A 19,195-nucleotide genomic window follows, 5' to 3' on the forward strand; every position below is an offset into this window, starting at 1 on the left:
CGGAAAGCACCGGCATATGTTGGACTCGCCTAAGTTATTGATAAACCTGCTGTATCGGGCTTCGGCGTAGTCCAGCAAAGTTCGGTGCTGGAGTCATGGTGAAATGAAAAAAGGCCGCCGGCTGGTGAGCCGCGGCCTTCATTCGAACCCGATCGACCGGCCGGGCAAGGCCCAGCCGCCATTTTACCGTTGCATGGGCGCGAGAGCGCGCTCGATCAACGCTCCGCTTCCTGGCTCATGGCGTGTTCGCCGGCCATTTCGTTGATGGTTTCCAGATAGCGCTGCGCGTCGAGCGCGGCCATACAGCCCGTGCCCGCGCTCGTGATGGCCTGGCGGTACACGTGGTCCTGCACGTCGCCGGCGGCGAACACGCCCGGCACGCTCGTCGCGGTGGCAAAGCCGTTCAGGCCGCCCTTCGTGATGATGTAGCCGTTCTTCATTTCCAGCTGACCTTCGAAGATGTCCGTGTTCGGCTTGTGACCGATCGCGACAAAGAGGCCTTGCAGCGCGATATCCGTGGTTTCGCCGGTTTGCGTGTGCTTGATGCGCACGCCGGTCACGCCGGACTGGTCGCCCGTCACTTCGTCGAGCGTATGGTTCCACTTGATTTCGACGACGCCTTCCTTCTCTTTCGCGAGCAGGCGGTCGATCAGGATCGGCTCGGCGCGGAACTTGTCGCGGCGGTGGATCACCGTCACCTTCTTCGCGATGCCCGACAGATACAGCGCTTCTTCAACCGCCGTATTGCCGCCGCCGACCACGGCCACGTGCTGCTGCTTGTAGAAAAAGCCGTCGCAGGTCGCGCAGGCGGACACGCCCTTGCCCATGAAGGCTTCTTCCGACGGCAGGCCGAGGTACTGCGCCGAAGCGCCCGTCGAGATGATCAGCGAATCGCACGTGTATTCGCCGGAATCGCCGATCAGGCGGATCGGCTTTTCGTCCAGCTTCGCCGTGTGAATATGGTCGAAGATGATTTCGGTGTTGAAGCGCTCAGCGTGCTCCAGGAAGCGCGCCATCAGTTGCGGGCCCTGCACGCCGTTGGCGTCGGCGGGCCAGTTTTCGACGTCGGTCGTGGTCATGAGCTGGCCGCCTTGCGCGAGACCCGTGACGAGTACCGGCGCAAGGTTGGCGCGCGCCGCGTAGACCGCTGCCGTGTAGCCGGCGGGGCCGGAACCGAGAATCAGAACCTTGGCGTGTTTCGTGGAAGTTGCGGGCATGATCGAATCCTTTTACGGCGCACCGTCCGCCCATGCGGGCAGTGCGACTTGGCTGAAACTGTAGATGGGCATCAGTCCGGCATTATAAAGGGCAGGGCGGCGGGCTGCTCCATGAAGCTTTCCGATCGGGCCGATAGTCCGGCGCCTCGCTTAAGCGCCAAGCGCGTGTGGCCAATCGGCCAGGTTACCGTCATTTACAGCCTCACCCGGGGCACTGCGTTTACAATAGGCCGGATCGAAGTTCCGGGTCGCCGAGGCCGTGACCGCAGCCGCGTCGAACGAGGCCCGGCACACCGGATCGGCCACACACGCAACAGGATCAATGGCAAAAGCTCCTTATTCCGCGAGCGCGCAGGCATTGCCGCACCGCATGTCGCGCCTTTTCACCGAAATCCGCTGGATCCTGCAGGTCGCGCTCGGCGTTTTCCTGCTGATGGCGCTTATCAGCTACAGCCGGCGCGATCCGAGCTGGACGCACGCCGCGCAGGTCGACCACATCGCCAACTGGGCGGGCCGCGTCGGCGCGTGGACCTCGGACATTCTGCTGCTGCTGTTTGGACTTTCCGCCTACTGGTGGATCGTGCTGCTCGGCCGGCACATCTCCGCGAACTACAAGCGCATCACGCGCCATGAGGAATTGCAGGAGGACGCGCCGCGCGACGCGAGCTGGCTCGCGGACGCCTTCGCCTTCCTGCTCGTGCTGCTCGCGTGCGACGGCATCGAGGCATTGCGCATGTGGTCGCTGAAAGTCCAGTTGCCGCGCGCGCCGGGCGGCGTGATCGGCGAGGCGGTCGCGCGTGGGGTGTCGCATGCGCTCGGCTTCACGGGCGGCACGCTGGCCTTGCTGATCGTGCTGGCCATCGGGTTGTCGCTGTATTTCCGCTTTTCCTGGCTTTCCGTGTGCGAAAAAGTCGGCGAGTCGATCATCTCGGCCGTGACTTTCGCGAAGCTGCGCCGCGAGGCGGGCCGCGACCGCAAGCTGGGCGAAGCCGCCGCGGTCAAGCGCGAGGGCAAGGTGGAAAAGGGCCGCGTGCGCATCGAGGAGCACGAACCGGTCGTGATCGTGCCGCCGGTCGTCACGCCGGCAAAGTCGGAGCGCGTCGAGAAGGAACGGCAGGTGCCGCTCTTCACCGACCTGCCGGGCGACTCGACGCTGCCGCCCATTTCGCTGCTCGATCCCGCGCCGGCCGCGCAGGAAACCATTTCCGCCGATACGCTCGAATTCACCTCGCGTCTGATCGAGAAAAAGCTGAAGGACTTCGGCGTCGAAGTGAGCGTGGTCGCCGCGTATCCGGGCCCCGTCGTCACGCGTTACGAGATCGAGCCGGCCACCGGCGTGAAGGGCAGCCAGATCGTCAATCTCGCGAAAGACCTCGCGCGCTCGTTGTCGCTCGTGTCGATTCGTGTCGTCGAAACGATTCCGGGCAAGAACTACATGGCGCTCGAATTGCCGAATCAGCGCCGTCAGACGGTGAGTCTGTCCGAGATTCTCGGCTCCGCGGTTTATGCGGACGCCGCGTCGCCGCTCACCATGGGCCTCGGCAAGGACATCGGCGGCAAGCCCGTCTGCGCGGACCTCGCGAAAATGCCGCACCTGCTGGTGGCCGGCACGACGGGTTCGGGCAAGTCGGTCGGGATCAACGCGATGATCCTGTCGCTGCTGTACAAGGCGAGCGCGGATCAGGTGCGCATGATTCTGATCGATCCGAAAATGCTCGAAATGAGCGTTTACGAAGGCATTCCGCATCTGCTGTGTCCGGTCGTGACGGATATGCGCCAGGCCGGCCACGCGCTCAACTGGGCGGTCGCCGAAATGGAGCGCCGCTACAAGCTCATGAGTAAGCTCGGCGTGCGCAATCTCGCCGGCTACAACAACAAGATCGACGAGGCCGCGAAGCGCGAGGAGAAGCTGCCGAATCCGTTCAGCCTCACGCCGGACGATCCCGAACCGCTCACGCGTCTGCCCAATATCGTGATCGTGATCGACGAACTCGCCGATCTGATGATGGTGGTCGGCAAGAAGGTAGAAGAGTTGATCGCGCGAATTGCGCAAAAGGCGCGCGCGGCCGGCATCCATCTGATTCTCGCCACGCAGCGTCCGTCGGTCGACGTGATTACCGGTCTCATCAAGGCGAATGTGCCCACGCGCATGGCCTTCCAGGTGTCGTCGAAAATCGATTCGCGCACCATTCTCGACCAGCAGGGCGCGGAATCGCTGCTCGGCATGGGCGACATGCTTTACCTGCCGCCGGGCAGCGGCTTGCCGGTGCGGGTGCATGGCGCGTTCGTGTCGGACGAGGAAGTGCACCGCGTCGTCGACAAGCTCAAGGAGCAGGGCGAGCCGAACTATATCGAGGGCATTCTCGAAGGCGGCGTGACGGGCGAGGGCGACGAGGGCTCGGCGGGCGCGGGCGGTGCCGGTACGGGCGACGGCGAGTCGGACCCGCTTTACGACCAGGCGGTGGACGTGGTGCTGAAAAACAGGCGCGCGTCGATTTCACTCGTGCAGCGGCATTTGCGCATCGGCTATAACCGCGCCGCGCGTTTGCTCGAGCAGATGGAAAACTCCGGCGTCGTCTCGGCAATGTCGTCGAACGGCAATCGCGAGATTCTTGCGCCGGCGCGCGAGGCGGAGTGAGGCGCGCGGCTCGCGCCTCGCGGCGGGAACACGGGCGGTTTCTTGCGGCCTACGTTGGCAACCTGAACGTTGCCGCCTGCCCGAGACGCGTGGCCGAGTCGTGTGTTTTTGCCGCTTGTAACGTTGGTTTCGAAACGTGCGCTTCTAAGGTTCGCTTAAGACTGACTGCCTAAGCTCCGGGACGAAAGCCACCACAGTGGAACGGAGCGCGACGGACTTGCGCGTTCGCACGCAACCCCGAAATCAAGGGTGACGCCTGACGCCCCGCCTCTCGCCCGGTTCGCCAGCGGCCGGCAGCCAGCGGCAACACTGCCCAATACATGCGCCGCAGGCACCGCGGCCGCTCGATAAACCCAGATCAAGGGAGAAAAAACTATGCAGCTATTTGCGCAGCAGCACGCACCATCCACCGGCGCCGGTCGTCCGGCAGGGACGCTGGCACGGACCGTCGCGCGCCGGATCGGCGCGTTGGCGATCGGCGCGTCGATGCTCGTCGCTTCGCAGGCTTTCGCGAGCGGCACCGAGCAGTTGAGGGCTTTCGTCGCGCAGGTCCACTCGGCGCGCGGCACCTTCGTGCAGCAGGAAGTGCGCGCGCCCAGCAAGGCACAGGCGGCGAGCGGCGCAAGCGGCGTGCTGTCGACGAACGGCGGCGGCAAGAGCAGCACGTCGAGCGGAACATTCACGTTCGCGCGTCCCGGCAAGTTCATCTGGCAATACGAGAAGCCCTACGCGCAGCTGCTGCAAGCAGACGGCGACAAGCTCTACGTGTACGACAAGGACCTGAACCAGGTCACGGTGCGAAGCCTTGGCGGCGCACTCGGCGCGAGCCCGGCCGCCATCCTGTTCGGCAGCAACGATCTGGACAAGAACTTCACGTTGCGCGATGCGGGCGTGAAGGCCGGCATCGACTGGCTCGAACTGACGCCGAAAACGCGGGACACGCAATTCCAGCGCGTGGGCATCGGCTTCAAGGACGGCAATCTGCAAGCCATGGAGTTGCACGACGTGTTCGGCAACGTCACGCTGCTGACGTTCTCGAACATCCAGAAGAATCCGCCGCTGCCTGCCGACGCTTTCAAGTTCACGGTGCCGAAGGGCGCCGACGTGATCAACGGCTAAGGCGCCGCTCTGCGGTTGCGCTTGACGAGGAAAGCCGCGCCGAATGCGCGGCTTTTTTTGTGGCCGACATTTGTGGCCGACATTCGTGGCCTACGTTTGCGGCAGACCCGTGCGGCCGGTCTTCGTGCCCGCCAAGGCGCGGTTCCTGTCAAACCCGCGCGCTATGGGTCCGCGTGGGCCGCGTGCGTGGCCTTCATGTCTTCGAGAAACGCTTCCACAATATCCGTTCGATGCTGTCGTGCCCGCGCGACCATATGAAACGCAACCCGGTAGCGCATGCGTGCCGGATTCAACGCTGCGAGCAACCCTTGCGCGACGAACGGCGCCGCGAAATGCCCCGGCAGATAGCCTAAGTGATGCCCGGAAAGCACGAGCATGGCGACGGCTTCCATGTTGTCGGCGACGGCGGTGATGTTGCGCGGCGCCTGCGAACCCTCGGCCTCGGGCAACGGATAGCTGCGCCACGCCCATTCGTGCGCCGCGGCCTGCTCGGGCGTGACATCGCCGGCACGGGCAAAGAGCGGATGGCCTTTCGCGCAGTAGGCAAACTGGTCTTCGGCGAACACTTCCGTGTAGTCGAGCGACGGCACGCGATGCCAGAAATAGCCGATGCCGATCTGAATGCGTCCGTTGAGCAGCAGTTCTTCGAGTTCGCCCGGCGAGCGCACGAGAATCGAAAAGCGCACGGACTGATCGCGCGAGCGGAAGCGGCCAATCGCGTCGCTGATGCGCGCACTCGCCGACACGGGCGTGTGCCCGATCATGCCGATGTCGAGCGTGCCGACGAGTTTGCGTCCCACGTTACGCGCCTGCACGCCGAAGCTGTCCACCGCGGCGAGCAGCGCGCGAGCGGCATCCACGAATTGCTCGCCGCGTGCGGTGAGGCGAAAGCCGCCGCGGCCGCGCTCGCACAGCCGGTAGCCGAGGCGCGTTTCCAGCGTGGCCAGTTGCGTGCTGATGGTCGGCTGTCCGACGTTCAGTGTGGCCTGCGCCGGCGAGACGCCACCGGCATCCACAATGGCGAGAAAGACGCGGATGAGCCGCAGGTCGAGATCGGTCGGTTGGGAGAACATGCGTCAGGATACATCGCCCGGGATCGATGTGAACTTTTTTGCACGGCTATTTCAAGTTCGCGGGAACTGCTCAAGAATGGGATTCGGTCCGGCCATGCATTGGCAGATTGCTTTCTGGAAGCCAGTTTTTGGCCGGTTGACCGATTCCCGCCCGCCAGGCGCCTTTTCATTGCCGAGCCACGATGAATACTTCCTCCTTCATTTCCCCCGAAGCCGGTGAGCGCCCCCAGCCGCTGTCCGGCAATGCGATGCCGCGCTGCGGCGGAATCGCGACCATGATGCGTTTGCCGAACGTCGGCTCGGCTGCGGGATTCGACGCCTGTTTCGTCGGTGTGCCGTTCGATCTCGGCACGTCGAACCGCACGGGCGCGCGTTTCGGGCCGCGTCAGATCCGCAGCGAATCGGTGCTGCTGCGGCCGTACAACATGGCGACGCGTGCGGCGCCGTTCGATTCGCTGCGCGTGGCCGATCTCGGCGACGTCGCGATCAACCCGTACAACCTGCATGACTCGATCGCGCGAATCGAAAGCGCTTACGACGAAATTCTCCAGCACGATTGCAAGCCGGTCACGCTCGGCGGCGATCACACGATCGCGCTGCCGATCCTGCGCGCGATTCATCGCAAGCATGGCAAGGTGGGGCTGATTCACGTGGACGCGCATGCCGACGTCAACGACACGATGATGGGCGAGAAGATCGCGCACGGCACGCCGTTTCGGCGCGCGGTGGAGGAAGGTTTGCTCGACTGCGAGCGCGTCGTGCAGATCGGTCTGCGCGGCACGGGTTACGCGGCGGAGGACTTCGACTGGTGCCGCGACCAGGGCTTCGAAGTCGTGCAGGCGGAGGCGTGCTGGAACCAGTCGCTTGCGCCGCTGATGGCGCGCGTGCGCGAGCGCATGGGCGACGCGCCGGTGTACATCACGTTCGACATCGACGGAATCGATCCGGCCTTCGCGCCCGGCACGGGCACGCCGGAAATCGCCGGACTGACGGTGCCGCAGGCGCTCGAGATCATTCGCGGCGCGCGCGGCCTGAATATCGTCGGTTGCGATCTTGTGGAAGTCGCGCCGCCGTACGATCCGTTCGGCACGACCGCACTGCTGGGCGCGAACCTCGCGTTCGAGTTGTTGTGCGTTCTGCCGGGCGTCGAATACCGGAGCGCCGCGGCGCGTTAGCCTCACGCGAGGTGGGCGTCGCAACCAGGCTGCTTGCAACGAAAAGGCACAGCATGTGCAGGCCTTTTTCGTCACAGAAGTGGACCGCGTGCTTACGCGTAAGCAGTCTTGCGCGTCGACACGAACGCGAGATAGCACACCGCACCAATTACCAAAGAGGGTAACGTCGCGCCGAGATTCGGCAGCCATTGGTTGATCGCTTGATAAGCGGCGATGCCGATTGCCCACGCGATGAACGCGCTCAGATGCCAGCCGCCCGAAAAACTATAGCGGCCGCGCACGTCGGCGAGCACGGCTGCTTCGATGCGGCGCCTGCGCACGATGAAATGGTCGACCAGCACGACGCCGAAAAGCGGCGCGAACACCGAACCGATGAGCAGCAGGAAGTTCTGATATTTTGCCATCGGCACGGCGAGCGCGATCAACGTGCACAGGGCGCCGAATGCCGCCGACAGGATCGGCACGCTGCCGCGCGCCCAGAACGTGCCGGTCGACACGGCTGCCGAATGAATGTCGGCGAATGCATTGTCCACTTCGTCGATCAGAATGAGCAGCAGCGCGAGGCCGCCGCCCGCCTGTGCAAGCGCGCTCGTGAGCAGCGCGTCGCCGCCGCCCGCGGCGAGGCCATAGATCGCGCCTAATGAGTAGAACCAGATATTCGCGATGCCGAAGCCGAGCAGCGTGCCGCGAAACGTGTCGCCCGCGCGGCGGCCAAAGCGCGTGTAGTCCGCGATCAACGGCAGCCACGAGAGCGGCATGGCGACCACGAGATCGATCGCGCCGCCGAACGACATCTCGCCGGTGCCGGGGCGGCGCATCATCGCGGCCAGGTCCTGCTGCGCGAGCAGATTCCATGTGAGCCATGCGGCGCCGGCCAGCAGCAGCCAGATCCCCCATGTACGCAGAAAGCGCCGCACGAACGAGAGCGGCCCGCTGATCGCGAGCAGCGTCGCGAGCACGCCGAACGCGACCGTCCAGACGAGCGGCATGGAGAAGCCGAACGCCTGCTTCGCGAGGGCGTCGGCGGAATCGCGCATCACGATCACTTCGAACGCGCCCCAGCCGACCAGCTGCACCGCGTTCAGCACCGCGGGCACCGAGGCGCCGCGCACACCGAGCGTCGGACGCAGCGACGACATCGCGGCGAGGCCGGTGTCCGTGCCGATCACGCCGGCGAGCGCGAGCAGCACCACGCCGATCGCACTGCCGATCGCAATGGCCAGCAGCGCGTGCGGCAGCGACAGCCCCGGCACGAGCAGCGCGCCGGCTTGCGCAACGAGCAGGCCGATGCCGAGCGAGAACCAGAGCGCGAACGCGTCGCCGGTACGGAAGGCGCGGCGCGCGTCGGGCACCGGCGTGAGCGGTGCGTAGGTGGAACCGGCGTCGCCGGTGAGCGGGTCTTGAGTCATCGGGTCGTGTCCCTGAGTGATGTGTCTGTTGCCGATCCTGTTTCTGCTCGCAGCGAATTCGCGCCCGGGCGAGGATGCGTCGCTCGCGCGGGCGCCGTCACTGTCATAATGCAGGACGTTGCCCGCGCGTTGCTCGCGCAGGCTTTGCGCTTGTCCGGCAGCGCGCCGCTTCTGGACCCCTCGCGGATACCTGCGCGCAGCGCGTCCGGAAAGCCGAGATTATCCCCAAAACGTCATGTTCGAAGAAACCCGTGCCAATGTTCCGCTCGCCGAACGCTTGCGGCCCCGCAATATCGACGAAGTGATCGGCCAGAAGCATCTGCTCGGCCCGAACAAGCCGCTGCGGGTCGCATTCGAATCCGGCGAGGCGCATTCGATGATCCTCTGGGGCCCGCCGGGCGTCGGCAAGACGACGCTCGCGCGGCTCATGGCGGACGCGTTTCACGCGCAGTTCATTGCGCTCTCGGCCGTGCTGTCCGGCGTGAAGGACATTCGCGAGGCGGTCGAAACGGCGCAGATTCATCGCGCGAACGGGCATCAGACGCTGGTGTTCGTCGACGAGGTGCATCGTTTTAACAAGAGTCAGCAGGACGCGTTCTTGCCGCACGTGGAGTCGGGGCTGTTCGTGTTCATCGGGGCGACGACGGAGAATCCGTCGTTCGAAGTGAACAGCGCGTTGCTCTCGCGCGCCGCCGTGTATGTGCTGAAAAGTCTCGACGAAGACGAGCTGCGCGAGTTGCTCGAGCGCGCGCAGCACGAACTGGGCGGCCTCACATTCACGGACGAGGCGCGCGACGCGCTGATCGGCTCCGCCGACGGCGACGGCCGCAAGCTGTTGAATAACCTCGAGATCGTCGCGCGCGCGGCTTCCCAGCAGAAGAAGACGGAGATCGACGGGGCTTTGCTCGGCAGCGCGCTCGCCGAGAATCTGCGCCGCTTCGACAAAGGCGGCGACGCGTTCTACGACCAGATCAGCGCGCTGCACAAATCGGTACGCGGCAGCAGCCCGGACGGCGCGCTGTACTGGTTCTGCCGCATGCTCGACGGCGGCGCGGACCCGCGCTATCTGGCGCGGCGCATCGTGCGGATGGCGTGGGAGGACATCGGTCTCGCCGATCCGCGCGCCGCGCGCATCGCGCTGGATGCCGCCGAAACCTACGAGCGGCTCGGCACGCCCGAAGGCGAACTCGCGCTGGCGCAGGCCATCATCTATCTGGCGGTCGCGCCGAAGTCGAATGCCGGCTACAACGCCTACAACGAAGCGCGGCGCTTCGTCGGCAAGGACAAGTCGCGCGCGGTGCCGGTGCATCTGCGCAATGCGCCGACGAAGCTCATGAAGGAGCTCGGCTACGGTCACGAGTATCGTTACGCGCACGACGAGCCCGATGCTTACGCGGCGGGCGAAACCTATCTGCCGGAGAACATGCGCGATCCGCATTGGTACACGCCGACGCCGCGCGGACTCGAAGGCAAGATCGGCGACAAGATGGCGCGTCTTGCGGAGCTCGACGCGCAGTGGCGCAGCGAGAACAAGCCGAAGAAAGGCTGACGCCGCCCACGCCATGCGCGCGTCGTGCCGCCCACGTTGCTGCTTCGATCCGGCCACGCCGGTGCGCTAAAATCCCACCTTCACACAACGAATACCCGCCCCATCCCATGCTCGACATCCAGTTGCTGCGCAAAGACCTCGACGGCGTCGCGAAGCGCCTCGCCGACCGCGGCTATACCCTCGACGTCGCGGCCTTCACCGCGCTCGAAGCGGAACGCCGCGATACCCAAACCCGCACCGAAGAGCTGCAGGCGCGCCGCAACAGCCTGTCCAAGCAGATCGGCGCGATGAAAGGGCGGGGCGAAGACACGTCGGCGCTAATGGCCGAAGTGGGCGGTATCGGCGACGAGATGAAGGCGTCGGCCGCGAAGCTGGACAATATTCAGAAGCGTCTGTCGGACCTTTTGCTTGGCGTGCCGAATCTTCCGCATGAGAGCGTGCCGGTCGGCCGCGACGAAGCGGATAACGTCGAGGTGCGCCGCTGGGGTACGCCCCGCCAGTTCGACTTCGAAGTGAAGGATCACGTGGATGTGGGCGCGCCGCTCGGCCTCGATTTCGAGACTGGCGCCAAGCTCTCGGGCGCGCGTTTCACGATGCTGCGCGGACAGATTGCGCGGCTGCATCGCGCGCTTGCCCAGTTCATGATCGACACGCATACGCAGCAGCACGGCTATACGGAGATCTACACGCCGTACATTGTGAATCCGGAAATTCTGTACGGCACCGGCCAATTGCCCAAGTTCGCGGACGACATGTTCCGCGTGGAAAAGGGCGGCGGCGAAAATACGGTCACGCAATATCTGATTTCGACGTCGGAAATTTCTCTGACCAACACGGTGCGCGAGAGCATCGTCGAAGCGAACGCGTTGCCGATCAAGCTGACGGCGCATTCGCCGTGCTTCCGTTCGGAAGCGGGCTCGTATGGACGCGATACGCGCGGCATGATCCGTCAGCATCAGTTTGACAAGGTCGAGATGGTGCAGATCGTGGCGCCCGAAACGTCCTACGACGCGTTGGAACAGATGGTGGGCCACGCGGAGACGATTCTGCAGAAGCTCGAACTGCCGTACCGTGTGATCACGCTGTGCACAGGCGACATGGGCTTTTCGGCGACCAAGACGTACGACCTGGAAGTCTGGTTGCCGGCGCAAAACACCTATCGCGAAATTTCGAGCTGCTCGAACACCGAGTCGTTCCAGGCTCGCCGGATGCAGGCGCGCTATCGGAACGCGCAAGGCAAGCCGGAACTCGTCCATACGCTGAACGGCTCGGGGCTCGCGGTTGGCCGCACGCTCGTGGCCGTGCTGGAGAACTTCCAGAACGCGGATGGCTCGGTCACGGTCCCCGCAGTGCTGCGGCCGTACCTGGGCGGCGTGGAGTGTCTGGAAGTGCCGGCGGTGTGAGTTGCGTCACCGCGCGTCGGGGCGGCCTGACGGATCATCGGTCAATGAGTGGTCGAAGCGAGTCTCTCTGAAATTTTTTTGACGAGGGGCTTGGAAAGTCGAGTCAGCTGTTCTATAATCTTTCTCTCCCAAGCAACGACCCGCTTGGATCTGACAAAACCGCTTGTCTTAACAAGGCGGCGGCGAGTTGGAAAACACGGAAAGGTGGCAGAGTGGTCGAATGCGCCGGACTCGAAATCCGGTGTACCTTTAGGGGTACCGTGAGTTCGAATCTCACCCTTTCCGCCAAATTCAGAAAACAGGCCCTTCGGGGCCTGTTTTCGTTTCCGGTCGGCAATTGCATTGAGTGTGCATATTCGTGCCCGCGTGTCGCTTTCGTAAGCGATGCTAAATTAACGGCATGGGTGCGATGGCAGCGTGAACAACCGAGCAGCCATGCGCTTTGTCTGCGTTCCACGCCTTGCAGCTTCCCCTCTGCCCGACCCCTTCCCGATCCTCTGTACAATTGGCCGTTCGATTGAACATCGACCTACCTTCGCACCCATCGACCGAATTCATGGCCATTACCTACAAGACGCCCGACGACATCTCCAGACTCCGCATTTCGGGCCGCCTCGCGGCCGACGTGCTGGCCATGATCGGCGAGCACGTGAAAGCCGGTGTCTCCACCGACGAACTGGACGCACTGTGCAACGACTACATCGTCAACACGCTGAAGTGCATTCCGGCCAACGTCGGCTATCTCGGTTTTCCGAAGACGGTATGCACGTCGGTCAATCAGGTGGTCTGCCATGGCATTCCGAACCGTAACGAGGTGCTGAAGGACGGCGACATCATCAACATCGACGTGGCGATCATCAAGGACGGCTATTTCGGCGACACGAGCCGCATGTATTGCGTCGGCGAGCCGAGCACGGTGGCGCGCCAACTGATCGATACGACCTATGAAGCGATGCTCGCGGGCATCCGCGAAGTGAAACCGAACGCCACGCTCGGCGATATCGGCCATGCGATCCAGAAGGTGGCGCAGCGCGACGGCTTCTCCATCGTGCGCGACTATTGCGGCCACGGCATCGGCAAGGTGTATCACGAAGACCCGCAGGTCCTGCATTACGGACAGCCGGGGCAGGGCGTGCGTCTGAAGCCCGGCATGGTCTTCACCATCGAGCCGATGATCAACGCGGGCCGCGCCGGCACCACCGTCCTGCGCGACGGCTGGACCGTGGTCACAAAAGACCGCTCGCTGTCGGCGCAATGGGAACACATGATCGCCGTCACCGACGACGGCTACGAACTCCTCACGCCCTGGCCCGACGGCACCGGACACTACGCGGCCCCTTAGCCCGCGAGGCTTGTATCGCCATCCGGTGGACAGCTCTGCGCACCCCGCGCCGGGCGCGGCAAATGCTGCCGACTCAATGCGCGCTTTGCGAGAACCGGTTCGCGCGATAAGATCGCCCGGCAAAGAATGATTTGACTCGCGCGCCGGTTCGGTTAAAGCTACACGTTAAGGCTTCAAGGGGTTTTCGTCTGCATGAGTCCGTCATTGACCGTTCGCCGTATCGCCGCCGATCAGGGCGCCGTTTTTCGCGAACTCCGTACAGCGTCGCTGCGTGAGGCGCCTTATGCCTTCGGTGCGACGCTGGAAGACGCATTGTCCGCGGATGCCGCCAGCTTTGACGTCATCGCCGCGAAGCACGCGGTTTCTCTCACGGTCAGCACTTTTATCCTCTATACCGAGGGTCATCCGGCAGGATTGATCGAAGCGCATTTCGAAGATGCGGCTCCGCGTCGCGCCTTCGTGTGCGAGTTGTGGGTCGCGCCGGCGGTGCGCCATTTGCGCGGCGGCGAGTTGCTCGTCGACACCGCGAGCGGCTGGCTGGCGAACGAAGGCGCGACGGAAATCTACGCATGGGTCGCCGACTCCAACCGCAACGCCATGCGCTTTTACGAAGCGCTCGGTTTTGGGCCGACCGGCGAACATCGGCGCATGGCGCGTGCGCCCGAGCAGGCCGAAAGCCTGCTGATTCGCCACGTGCCCTCCACGACCTCTGCAGTCGACTCGTGATTTATCCGGGCGGCGCCGACGTTTGCCGCCCCATCCCTTCGCTTTTCCACTCGTATCCCGACAGCGACACCGACAGCCATCGCGCGGCGCCCATCGCGGCGCAGTGCGGCGTGCCGGTTTTGTGCGCGCAGCTTACGGATATCGACTGCACGGTGGGCAAAAAATCTCGCTGCGTGCCGCGACGCCTGTAAAATACGCAAAATTTTTTGCCGAACGCTATGTCGCCCAAGAAATCGCCTTTTTTCGAACTCCGCAGCGGTTCCGTCGACACGCTCCTGTTTGTGGTCAAGACAACCGACCTCGAGTCCATGCGTGCCGAACTGACCCGGCGCTTCGAGGCGACTCCCGAATTTTTTGCTAACGACGTCGTCGCAATCGACGTACGCCGCCTCGCGGAAAACGAGCGCGTGCCGCTCGCGGACATCGCTCAGTTGCTCGAAAGCGTGCGCATGCGTCCGGTCGGGGTGGTCGCGGAAACGCAGCAGTCCTGGGCCGCGGAGTCGGCGTTGCCGCTCCTCGAAGCGCGCGACCGGCGCGGCGCGGCCGCCAAGCCGGCTGACGGGGAACCGGCGAGCGCGTCGTCGGCGGACACCGGCGAAGCCGGCAATGGCGCGGCAAGCACCGCTACCACGGCCGCTGGCACCAACGCAGCGCCGGGCGCTGCATCGCTCGAACCAGCGGCCGCCGCCGAGCCCGTGCGTCTTGCTACGTCGTCGCAAACCATGGTGGTGGAAAAACCGCTGCGCTCCGGCCAGCGCATCTACGCAAAGGGCGATCTCGTCGTGCTCGGGCTCGTGAGCTACGGCGCCGAAGTCATCGCGGAAGGCAATATCCATATTTATGCGCCGTTGCGCGGCCGCGCGCTCGCCGGCGTGCAGGGCAATCACGACGCGCGCATTTTCTGCACGTGTCTCGAACCGGAACTGATCTCGATTGCGGGCATCTATCGCACGACCGAGAACCCGCTGCCGGCCGACGTACTCGGCAAGCCGGTGCAGATCTGGCTCGAAGAAGAAAAGTTGATGATCGAACCATTGCGGCTCACGTAAGCGCCGGGAGGCGCGCCGTGCCGAAGCTTGGCGGCAGGCGTTTTGCGCGAAATCGGGCCGCACATAATTGACGAATTTGACGAACACAAGGTAAGGGTAATGGCAAAAATCATTGTGGTGACATCGGGCAAGGGTGGCGTGGGCAAGACGACCACGAGCGCGAGTTTTGCATCGGCCCTCGCATTGCGCGGCAGCAAAACCGCCGTGATCGACTTCGACGTCGGCCTGCGCAACCTCGATCTCATCATGGGCTGCGAGCGCCGCGTGGTGTACGACCTGATCAACGTGATTCAGGGCGAAGCCAATCTGAATCAGGCGCTCATCAAGGACAAGAAGTGCGAGAACCTGTTTATCCTGCCGGCCTCGCAAACGCGCGATAAAGACGCGCTGACCATGGAAGGCGTCGAGAAGGTCATCAACGACCTGATCGCGATGGACTTCGAATACATCGTGTGCGATTCGCCGGCCGGCATCGAATCGGGTGCGCTGCTCGCCATGCATTTCGCCGACGAAGCGCTCATCGTCACGAACCCGGAAGTGTCGTCGGTGCGCGATTCGGACCGCATCCTCGGCATTCTTTCGTCCAAGACCAAGCGCGCGATCGAAGGCAAGGAGCCGATCAAGGAGCATCTGCTCATCACGCGCTACAACCCGAAGCGGGTGAGCGAAGGCGAAATGCTGTCGCTGACCGACATCCAGGAAATCCTGCGCATCGACCTCATCGGCGTGATTCCGGAGTCGGAAGCCGTGCTGCATGCGTCGAACCAGGGCCTGCCGGCGGTGCACCTCGACGGCACGGACGTCGCGGAAGCTTATAAAGACGTGGTGTCGCGTTTCCTCGGCGAGCAGAAATCGCTTCGCTTTATCGATTACCAGAAGCCCGGGCTGCTGCAGCGCCTCTTCGGCACCAAGTAAGGGGAGCGCACGTTATGTCGATTCTTTCGTTTTTGCTGGGCGAGAAGAAGAAGTCCGCGTCGGTAGCGAAGGAACGCCTGCAGTTGATCATCGCGCACGAGCGCGCCGGCGGCCATGCTCCCGCCGATTATCTGCCTGCGTTGCAACGCGAACTGGTGGCCGTGATTTCGAAGTACGTAAGAATCTCGGATGACGACATCCGCGTGAGTCTCGAACGCCAGGACGACCTCGAGGTGCTCGAGGTCAAGATCGAAATCCCGCAGACCTGACGGGCGGGCGGCGCGCATGCCGATGCGCGCGCCGCGCGAATGAGCTGCTGTTGAGCGTGGCTTACGGCTGCGGCGCGGCTGGGCCGCGCTCGACGGAGGTCTGCGCCGAGGCATCGGTCGCGGTGACGCCGGGCGTACCTGAGGACGCAACGGCGGACGCATCCGCCGGCATGTCCGCCGGCGCATCGACGGAAGTGTCCGCAGCGGTTTCCTGCGGCGCCGGTTCAGGCGCCTCCACCTCGGGCACTTCCGGCACCGGAGCAGGCGCCGGGCGCGGCAGCGGCGCGAGATAGCGCTCCGAGAGCGCTTCGTAAAGCGGCGGCGCGAAAAGTCGCGCCACGCGGCTTGCGATCAGTGCGGTCGCCATCAGCGAAATCACGAGCGCGTGGCCGTTGATCATTTCCATCACGATCACAAATGACGTGATCGGCGACTGCGTGACGGCCGCCAGATAGCCGACCATGGCGAGCGCGATCAGCATTGGCAGTTGCATGGAGCCGAACACCATGTGCAGCAGATTGCCGAACCCCGCGCCGATGGACAGCGACGGCGCAAAGATGCCGCCGGGAATGCCAGGCAGGTATGAGCCCACCATCGAGATCATTTTCAGGAACGGATAGAACACGGACAACTGCTCGTGTCCGTCGAGCAGGCCGCGCGCTTCGGCATAGCCGCTGCCGAACGTGGTGCCGCCCGAAACCAGGCCCACTCCTGCAATCACGAAGCCGCACAGCGCCGCGAACGCGACGGGCCGCTCGCCGTGCAGCTGGCGCAGCGGCGCGGGAATCCAGCGCGCCGTATTCAGCAGCAACCAGCCGAAGACGCCGCCCGCAATGCCCGTGACGATGGCCGTGAGCAGTACCGCCAGCGCCAGCACATCCGGAAAGTGCGCGCCGATCTGAATCGTGCCGAAATAGGTGTAGTTGCCGTTCAGCCCGAGCGCGATCACCCCCGCGATGATGATCGCGGTAATCAGCACGCCGCTCGCACGCGCCTCGAAACTGCGCGTCAATTCCTCGATGGCGAACACAATGCCGGCGAGCGGTGTGTTGAATGCCGCCGACAACCCCGCCGCCGCGCCGGCCAGCACGAGCTGCCGCTCGATCAGCGCATTCGAGCGCGGATACAGCCGGCGCAGGTTGAACATGAGCGCCGCGCCCACCTGGACGGTCGGACCTTCGCGGCCGATCGTAAAGCCGCCGAGAATCGCCAGAAACGACACGGCGATCTTGCCGAGCAGAATACGGAGCGACAGCAGCCGCGAGCCGTACTCGCCGGGTTTCGCATGAAGCGTGGCGATCACCTGCGGAATGCCGCTGCCTTCCGCGCCGCGAAAGAACTTGCGCGTGAGCCACACGGCGAGCGCCGCGACGGCGGGCGTGATGACGAGCGGCGCCCACACATGCTCTTGCTGTACCGCGCGGAATTCGCCGTAGCCCCAGTCGATCAGCCGCGCGTAGAGCACCGCGATGAGGCCGACCGCGATCGCCCCGAGCCAGAAAATCCCGTATTGCCGCCAAAGGCGTCGGGCTCGACGCACGATCCCGGAAGAAAGAAGAGGTTGCGCTTGCGGCATGACTATCTAGAAAAGCAAAGGACGAAGTATAAAGCGCGCGGATCGCGGAAAACCGTATGAAAGCATTTTGAAATATAATGCGAAGGAAAACTGTAATGATTGGGTTGTAAACCGCCGTATTATTTTCCGGGCGCCGTCTTGCCTGGTTCAGCAAAGACTATTCCTTTCGTCGGCTAAAATGTTTTGACGTCGGAACAATTAAAGGCCCTCAATGAAGCGAGTCCTTATCGTCAAGGTCACCTCACTCGGCGATATCGTCCAGGCGCTGCCCGTCGTGGCGGATATCAAGCGCGCGTTTCCTGGCGTTCAGGTGGATTGGGCCGCGGACGAGGCCTTCGCCGAAGTGGCGCAATGGTGCGAGGGCATCGACCGCGTGCTGTTCGCGCCGCTGCGCCGCTTCAAGAAAGCGCGCCGCTGGGCCGACTTCAAGGCAATCGCGGCGTCCATCGCGGCGCTGCGCGCACATCGCTACGATTACATCATCGACATTCACGGCGTGTACAAAAGCGCGATCATCGCGTTTCTTGCCCGTTCGTCGCGGCGCATCGGCTATCAGTCGCAGGATCTGGGCGAGCGCGGCGCCGCGTTCGCTTACACGGGGCGCTTCGGTCCGCGTCCGGAATGCAATGCGTGGCACGGCATGCGCATCAGTGCCGGCGAGGCTCTCGGCTACGAGGTGCAGGGGCCGGCTGTCTACGACCTGAAACTGCCCGAGCCGGCAAAGCCGCCGTTCGCCGGCGAGCGTGCGCCCGTCGCGGCGCTGTTCCACGCGACGTCGAAAGACGACAAGAAATGGCCGCTCTCGCATTGGGCAGTGGTCGGAGCGGAACTCGCGCAACGCGGTTTCCGGGTGGTGCTGCCGTGGGGTTCGGAAGGCGAGCGCCGCGAAGCGGAACAGATCGCCGCGCAGGTGCCGGGCGCGCGGATTCTGCCGAAAATGAGCGTGACTGAAATCGCGCAGATGATCGACGCGTGCGCGCTGGTGCTCGGCACCGACACCGGTTTCGTCCATCTGGCCCATGCACTGCAAAAGCGCACGGTGATGGTCTTCGTAGCCACCTCGCCAGCGCATTGCGGCGTGGACGCGCCGTTCCGTTCTATCTCGGTCGGCGACGGCTTTTCGGTGCCGCCTATCAGCGACGTGCTCGACGCAATCGACTACGTCCATATGGAGCCGCAGGCGCTCGCCGTGCACCAGGGCTCGGCTGCGGCTTGAGCAGGGCTCGGCTGCGGCTTGAGCAGGGCTCGGCTGCGGCTTGAGCAGGGCTCGCCGCGCAATCGTTTGCTCCAAAGAAAAGGGCGTGACGCGCAGGGTGCCGAAGCGAACCGGCCCTGTCACGTGACGCCCAGAAACGCCCGCGTCGGGGAACGTCGGGCGAAGAGAGTATGGATTGCGCGCGAACGTGCGGCGCACGCAAGATGCTCGTTGCACGCGTCGCTGGTGGCAGCGCCTTCCCGCAGTGCCGTCTGCAGTGCCGCCCGCGGCGCGTGCCGGCGTGCCAAACGCCGTGCGCCCCCAGTGTCGCTCCAGTGTGCCCCCAGTGCCCCCATTACACGGTTGTTAAATCTGTCGCTTTTCGTTGGCCGTTACACGCGTCATGCGGTTTGCGCGAGTGACTCGCGCCGGCTGACCGGGGCGAGCGGGGCGCCGCCCCCCGGTCCCTCTCCACAAAACGCACCCCAAGGTGTAACACCGGCGTGATCTTCCCTTACAACTGGCAACGTTCTTGCGGGC

15 protein-coding genes and 1 tRNA gene are annotated in these 19,195 nt (G+C 64.2%); 12 read left to right on the top strand and 4 right to left on the bottom strand.

All coding sequences use genetic code 11. From position 1 onward, the window contains the following. Window positions 1-215 precede the first annotated feature (215 nt). Window positions 216-1,217 (bottom strand): thioredoxin-disulfide reductase, encoded by a 1,002-nt coding sequence (trxB, locus tag HV711_RS06315; RefSeq protein ID WP_035484786.1) that lies wholly within the window; start codon window positions 1,215-1,217, stop codon window positions 216-218. Window positions 1,218-1,539: 322 nt separating this feature from the next. On the opposite strand from trxB, the gene HV711_RS06320 reads away from it, so the two are divergent. Continuing rightward, complete coding sequence (locus HV711_RS06320; RefSeq protein WP_035484784.1) at window positions 1,540-3,855, top strand: DNA translocase FtsK; 2,316 nt, start codon at window positions 1,540-1,542, stop codon at window positions 3,853-3,855. Between the two features lie 375 nt (window positions 3,856-4,230). Next, the gene (lolA, locus tag HV711_RS06325; protein WP_035484782.1) at window positions 4,231-4,974 is read left to right on the top strand and encodes an outer membrane lipoprotein chaperone LolA; all 744 of its coding nucleotides are present in this window, start codon (window positions 4,231-4,233) and stop codon (window positions 4,972-4,974) included. Between the two features lie 161 nt (window positions 4,975-5,135). On the opposite strand, the gene HV711_RS06330 is transcribed toward lolA, so the two are convergent. Beyond that, the gene (locus tag HV711_RS06330; RefSeq protein WP_035484780.1) at window positions 5,136-6,047 is read right to left on the bottom strand and encodes a LysR family transcriptional regulator; all 912 of its coding nucleotides are present in this window, start codon (window positions 6,045-6,047) and stop codon (window positions 5,136-5,138) included. Window positions 6,048-6,229: 182 nt separating this feature from the next. On the opposite strand from HV711_RS06330, the gene speB reads away from it, so the two are divergent. Continuing rightward, the gene (gene speB / locus HV711_RS06335) at window positions 6,230-7,222 is read left to right on the top strand and encodes an agmatinase (RefSeq protein WP_035484779.1); all 993 of its coding nucleotides are present in this window, start codon (window positions 6,230-6,232) and stop codon (window positions 7,220-7,222) included. 92 nt (window positions 7,223-7,314) lie between these two features. On the opposite strand, the gene cytX is transcribed toward speB, so the two are convergent. After that, a complete protein-coding gene (gene cytX / locus HV711_RS06340) occupies window positions 7,315-8,631 on the bottom strand; it encodes a putative hydroxymethylpyrimidine transporter CytX (RefSeq protein WP_035484777.1) in 1,317 nt (438 codons plus the stop codon). Window positions 8,632-8,866: 235 nt separating this feature from the next. On the opposite strand from cytX, the gene HV711_RS06345 reads away from it, so the two are divergent. From HV711_RS06345 to minE, 8 genes are all read left to right on the top strand, one after another. Continuing rightward, complete coding sequence (locus tag HV711_RS06345; protein ID WP_015002006.1) at window positions 8,867-10,180, top strand: replication-associated recombination protein A; 1,314 nt, start codon at window positions 8,867-8,869, stop codon at window positions 10,178-10,180. Window positions 10,181-10,287: 107 nt separating this feature from the next. After that, window positions 10,288-11,583: a serine--tRNA ligase gene (gene serS, locus HV711_RS06350; protein WP_028360414.1), complete on the top strand. Its 1,296-nt coding sequence runs from the start codon at window positions 10,288-10,290 to the stop codon at window positions 11,581-11,583. Between the two features lie 198 nt (window positions 11,584-11,781). Continuing rightward, window positions 11,782-11,871 (top strand) — tRNA-Ser (locus tag HV711_RS06355). Between the two features lie 268 nt (window positions 11,872-12,139). Next, a complete protein-coding gene (gene map / locus HV711_RS06360; RefSeq protein ID WP_035484775.1) occupies window positions 12,140-12,925 on the top strand; it encodes a type I methionyl aminopeptidase in 786 nt (261 codons plus the stop codon). Between the two features lie 192 nt (window positions 12,926-13,117). Next, window positions 13,118-13,651 (top strand): GNAT family N-acetyltransferase, encoded by a 534-nt coding sequence (locus tag HV711_RS06365; protein WP_013587515.1) that lies wholly within the window; start codon window positions 13,118-13,120, stop codon window positions 13,649-13,651. Between the two features lie 218 nt (window positions 13,652-13,869). Further along, complete coding sequence (gene minC, locus HV711_RS06370; protein WP_013587516.1) at window positions 13,870-14,700, top strand: septum site-determining protein MinC; 831 nt, start codon at window positions 13,870-13,872, stop codon at window positions 14,698-14,700. 99 nt (window positions 14,701-14,799) lie between these two features. Then, window positions 14,800-15,615, top strand: coding sequence for a septum site-determining protein MinD (gene minD, locus HV711_RS06375; protein ID WP_013338516.1), 816 nt, complete (start codon window positions 14,800-14,802; stop codon window positions 15,613-15,615). Window positions 15,616-15,629: 14 nt separating this feature from the next. After that, entirely contained in the window at window positions 15,630-15,884 is a 255-nt protein-coding gene (gene minE, locus HV711_RS06380) for a cell division topological specificity factor MinE (RefSeq protein ID WP_006048489.1), read from the top strand. Window positions 15,885-15,945: 61 nt separating this feature from the next. On the opposite strand, the gene HV711_RS06385 is transcribed toward minE, so the two are convergent. Further along, window positions 15,946-17,460 (bottom strand): chloride channel protein, encoded by a 1,515-nt coding sequence (locus HV711_RS06385; RefSeq protein WP_035484771.1) that lies wholly within the window; start codon window positions 17,458-17,460, stop codon window positions 15,946-15,948. Window positions 17,461-17,671: 211 nt separating this feature from the next. On the opposite strand from HV711_RS06385, the gene waaC reads away from it, so the two are divergent. Beyond that, window positions 17,672-18,676: a lipopolysaccharide heptosyltransferase I gene (gene waaC, locus HV711_RS06390; RefSeq protein WP_013587518.1), complete on the top strand. Its 1,005-nt coding sequence runs from the start codon at window positions 17,672-17,674 to the stop codon at window positions 18,674-18,676. Window positions 18,677-19,195 lie beyond the last annotated feature (519 nt).

This window comes from Paraburkholderia phenoliruptrix, from assembly GCF_902859825.1.
GTDB classification, from domain to species: domain Bacteria; phylum Pseudomonadota; class Gammaproteobacteria; order Burkholderiales; family Burkholderiaceae; genus Paraburkholderia; species Paraburkholderia phenoliruptrix.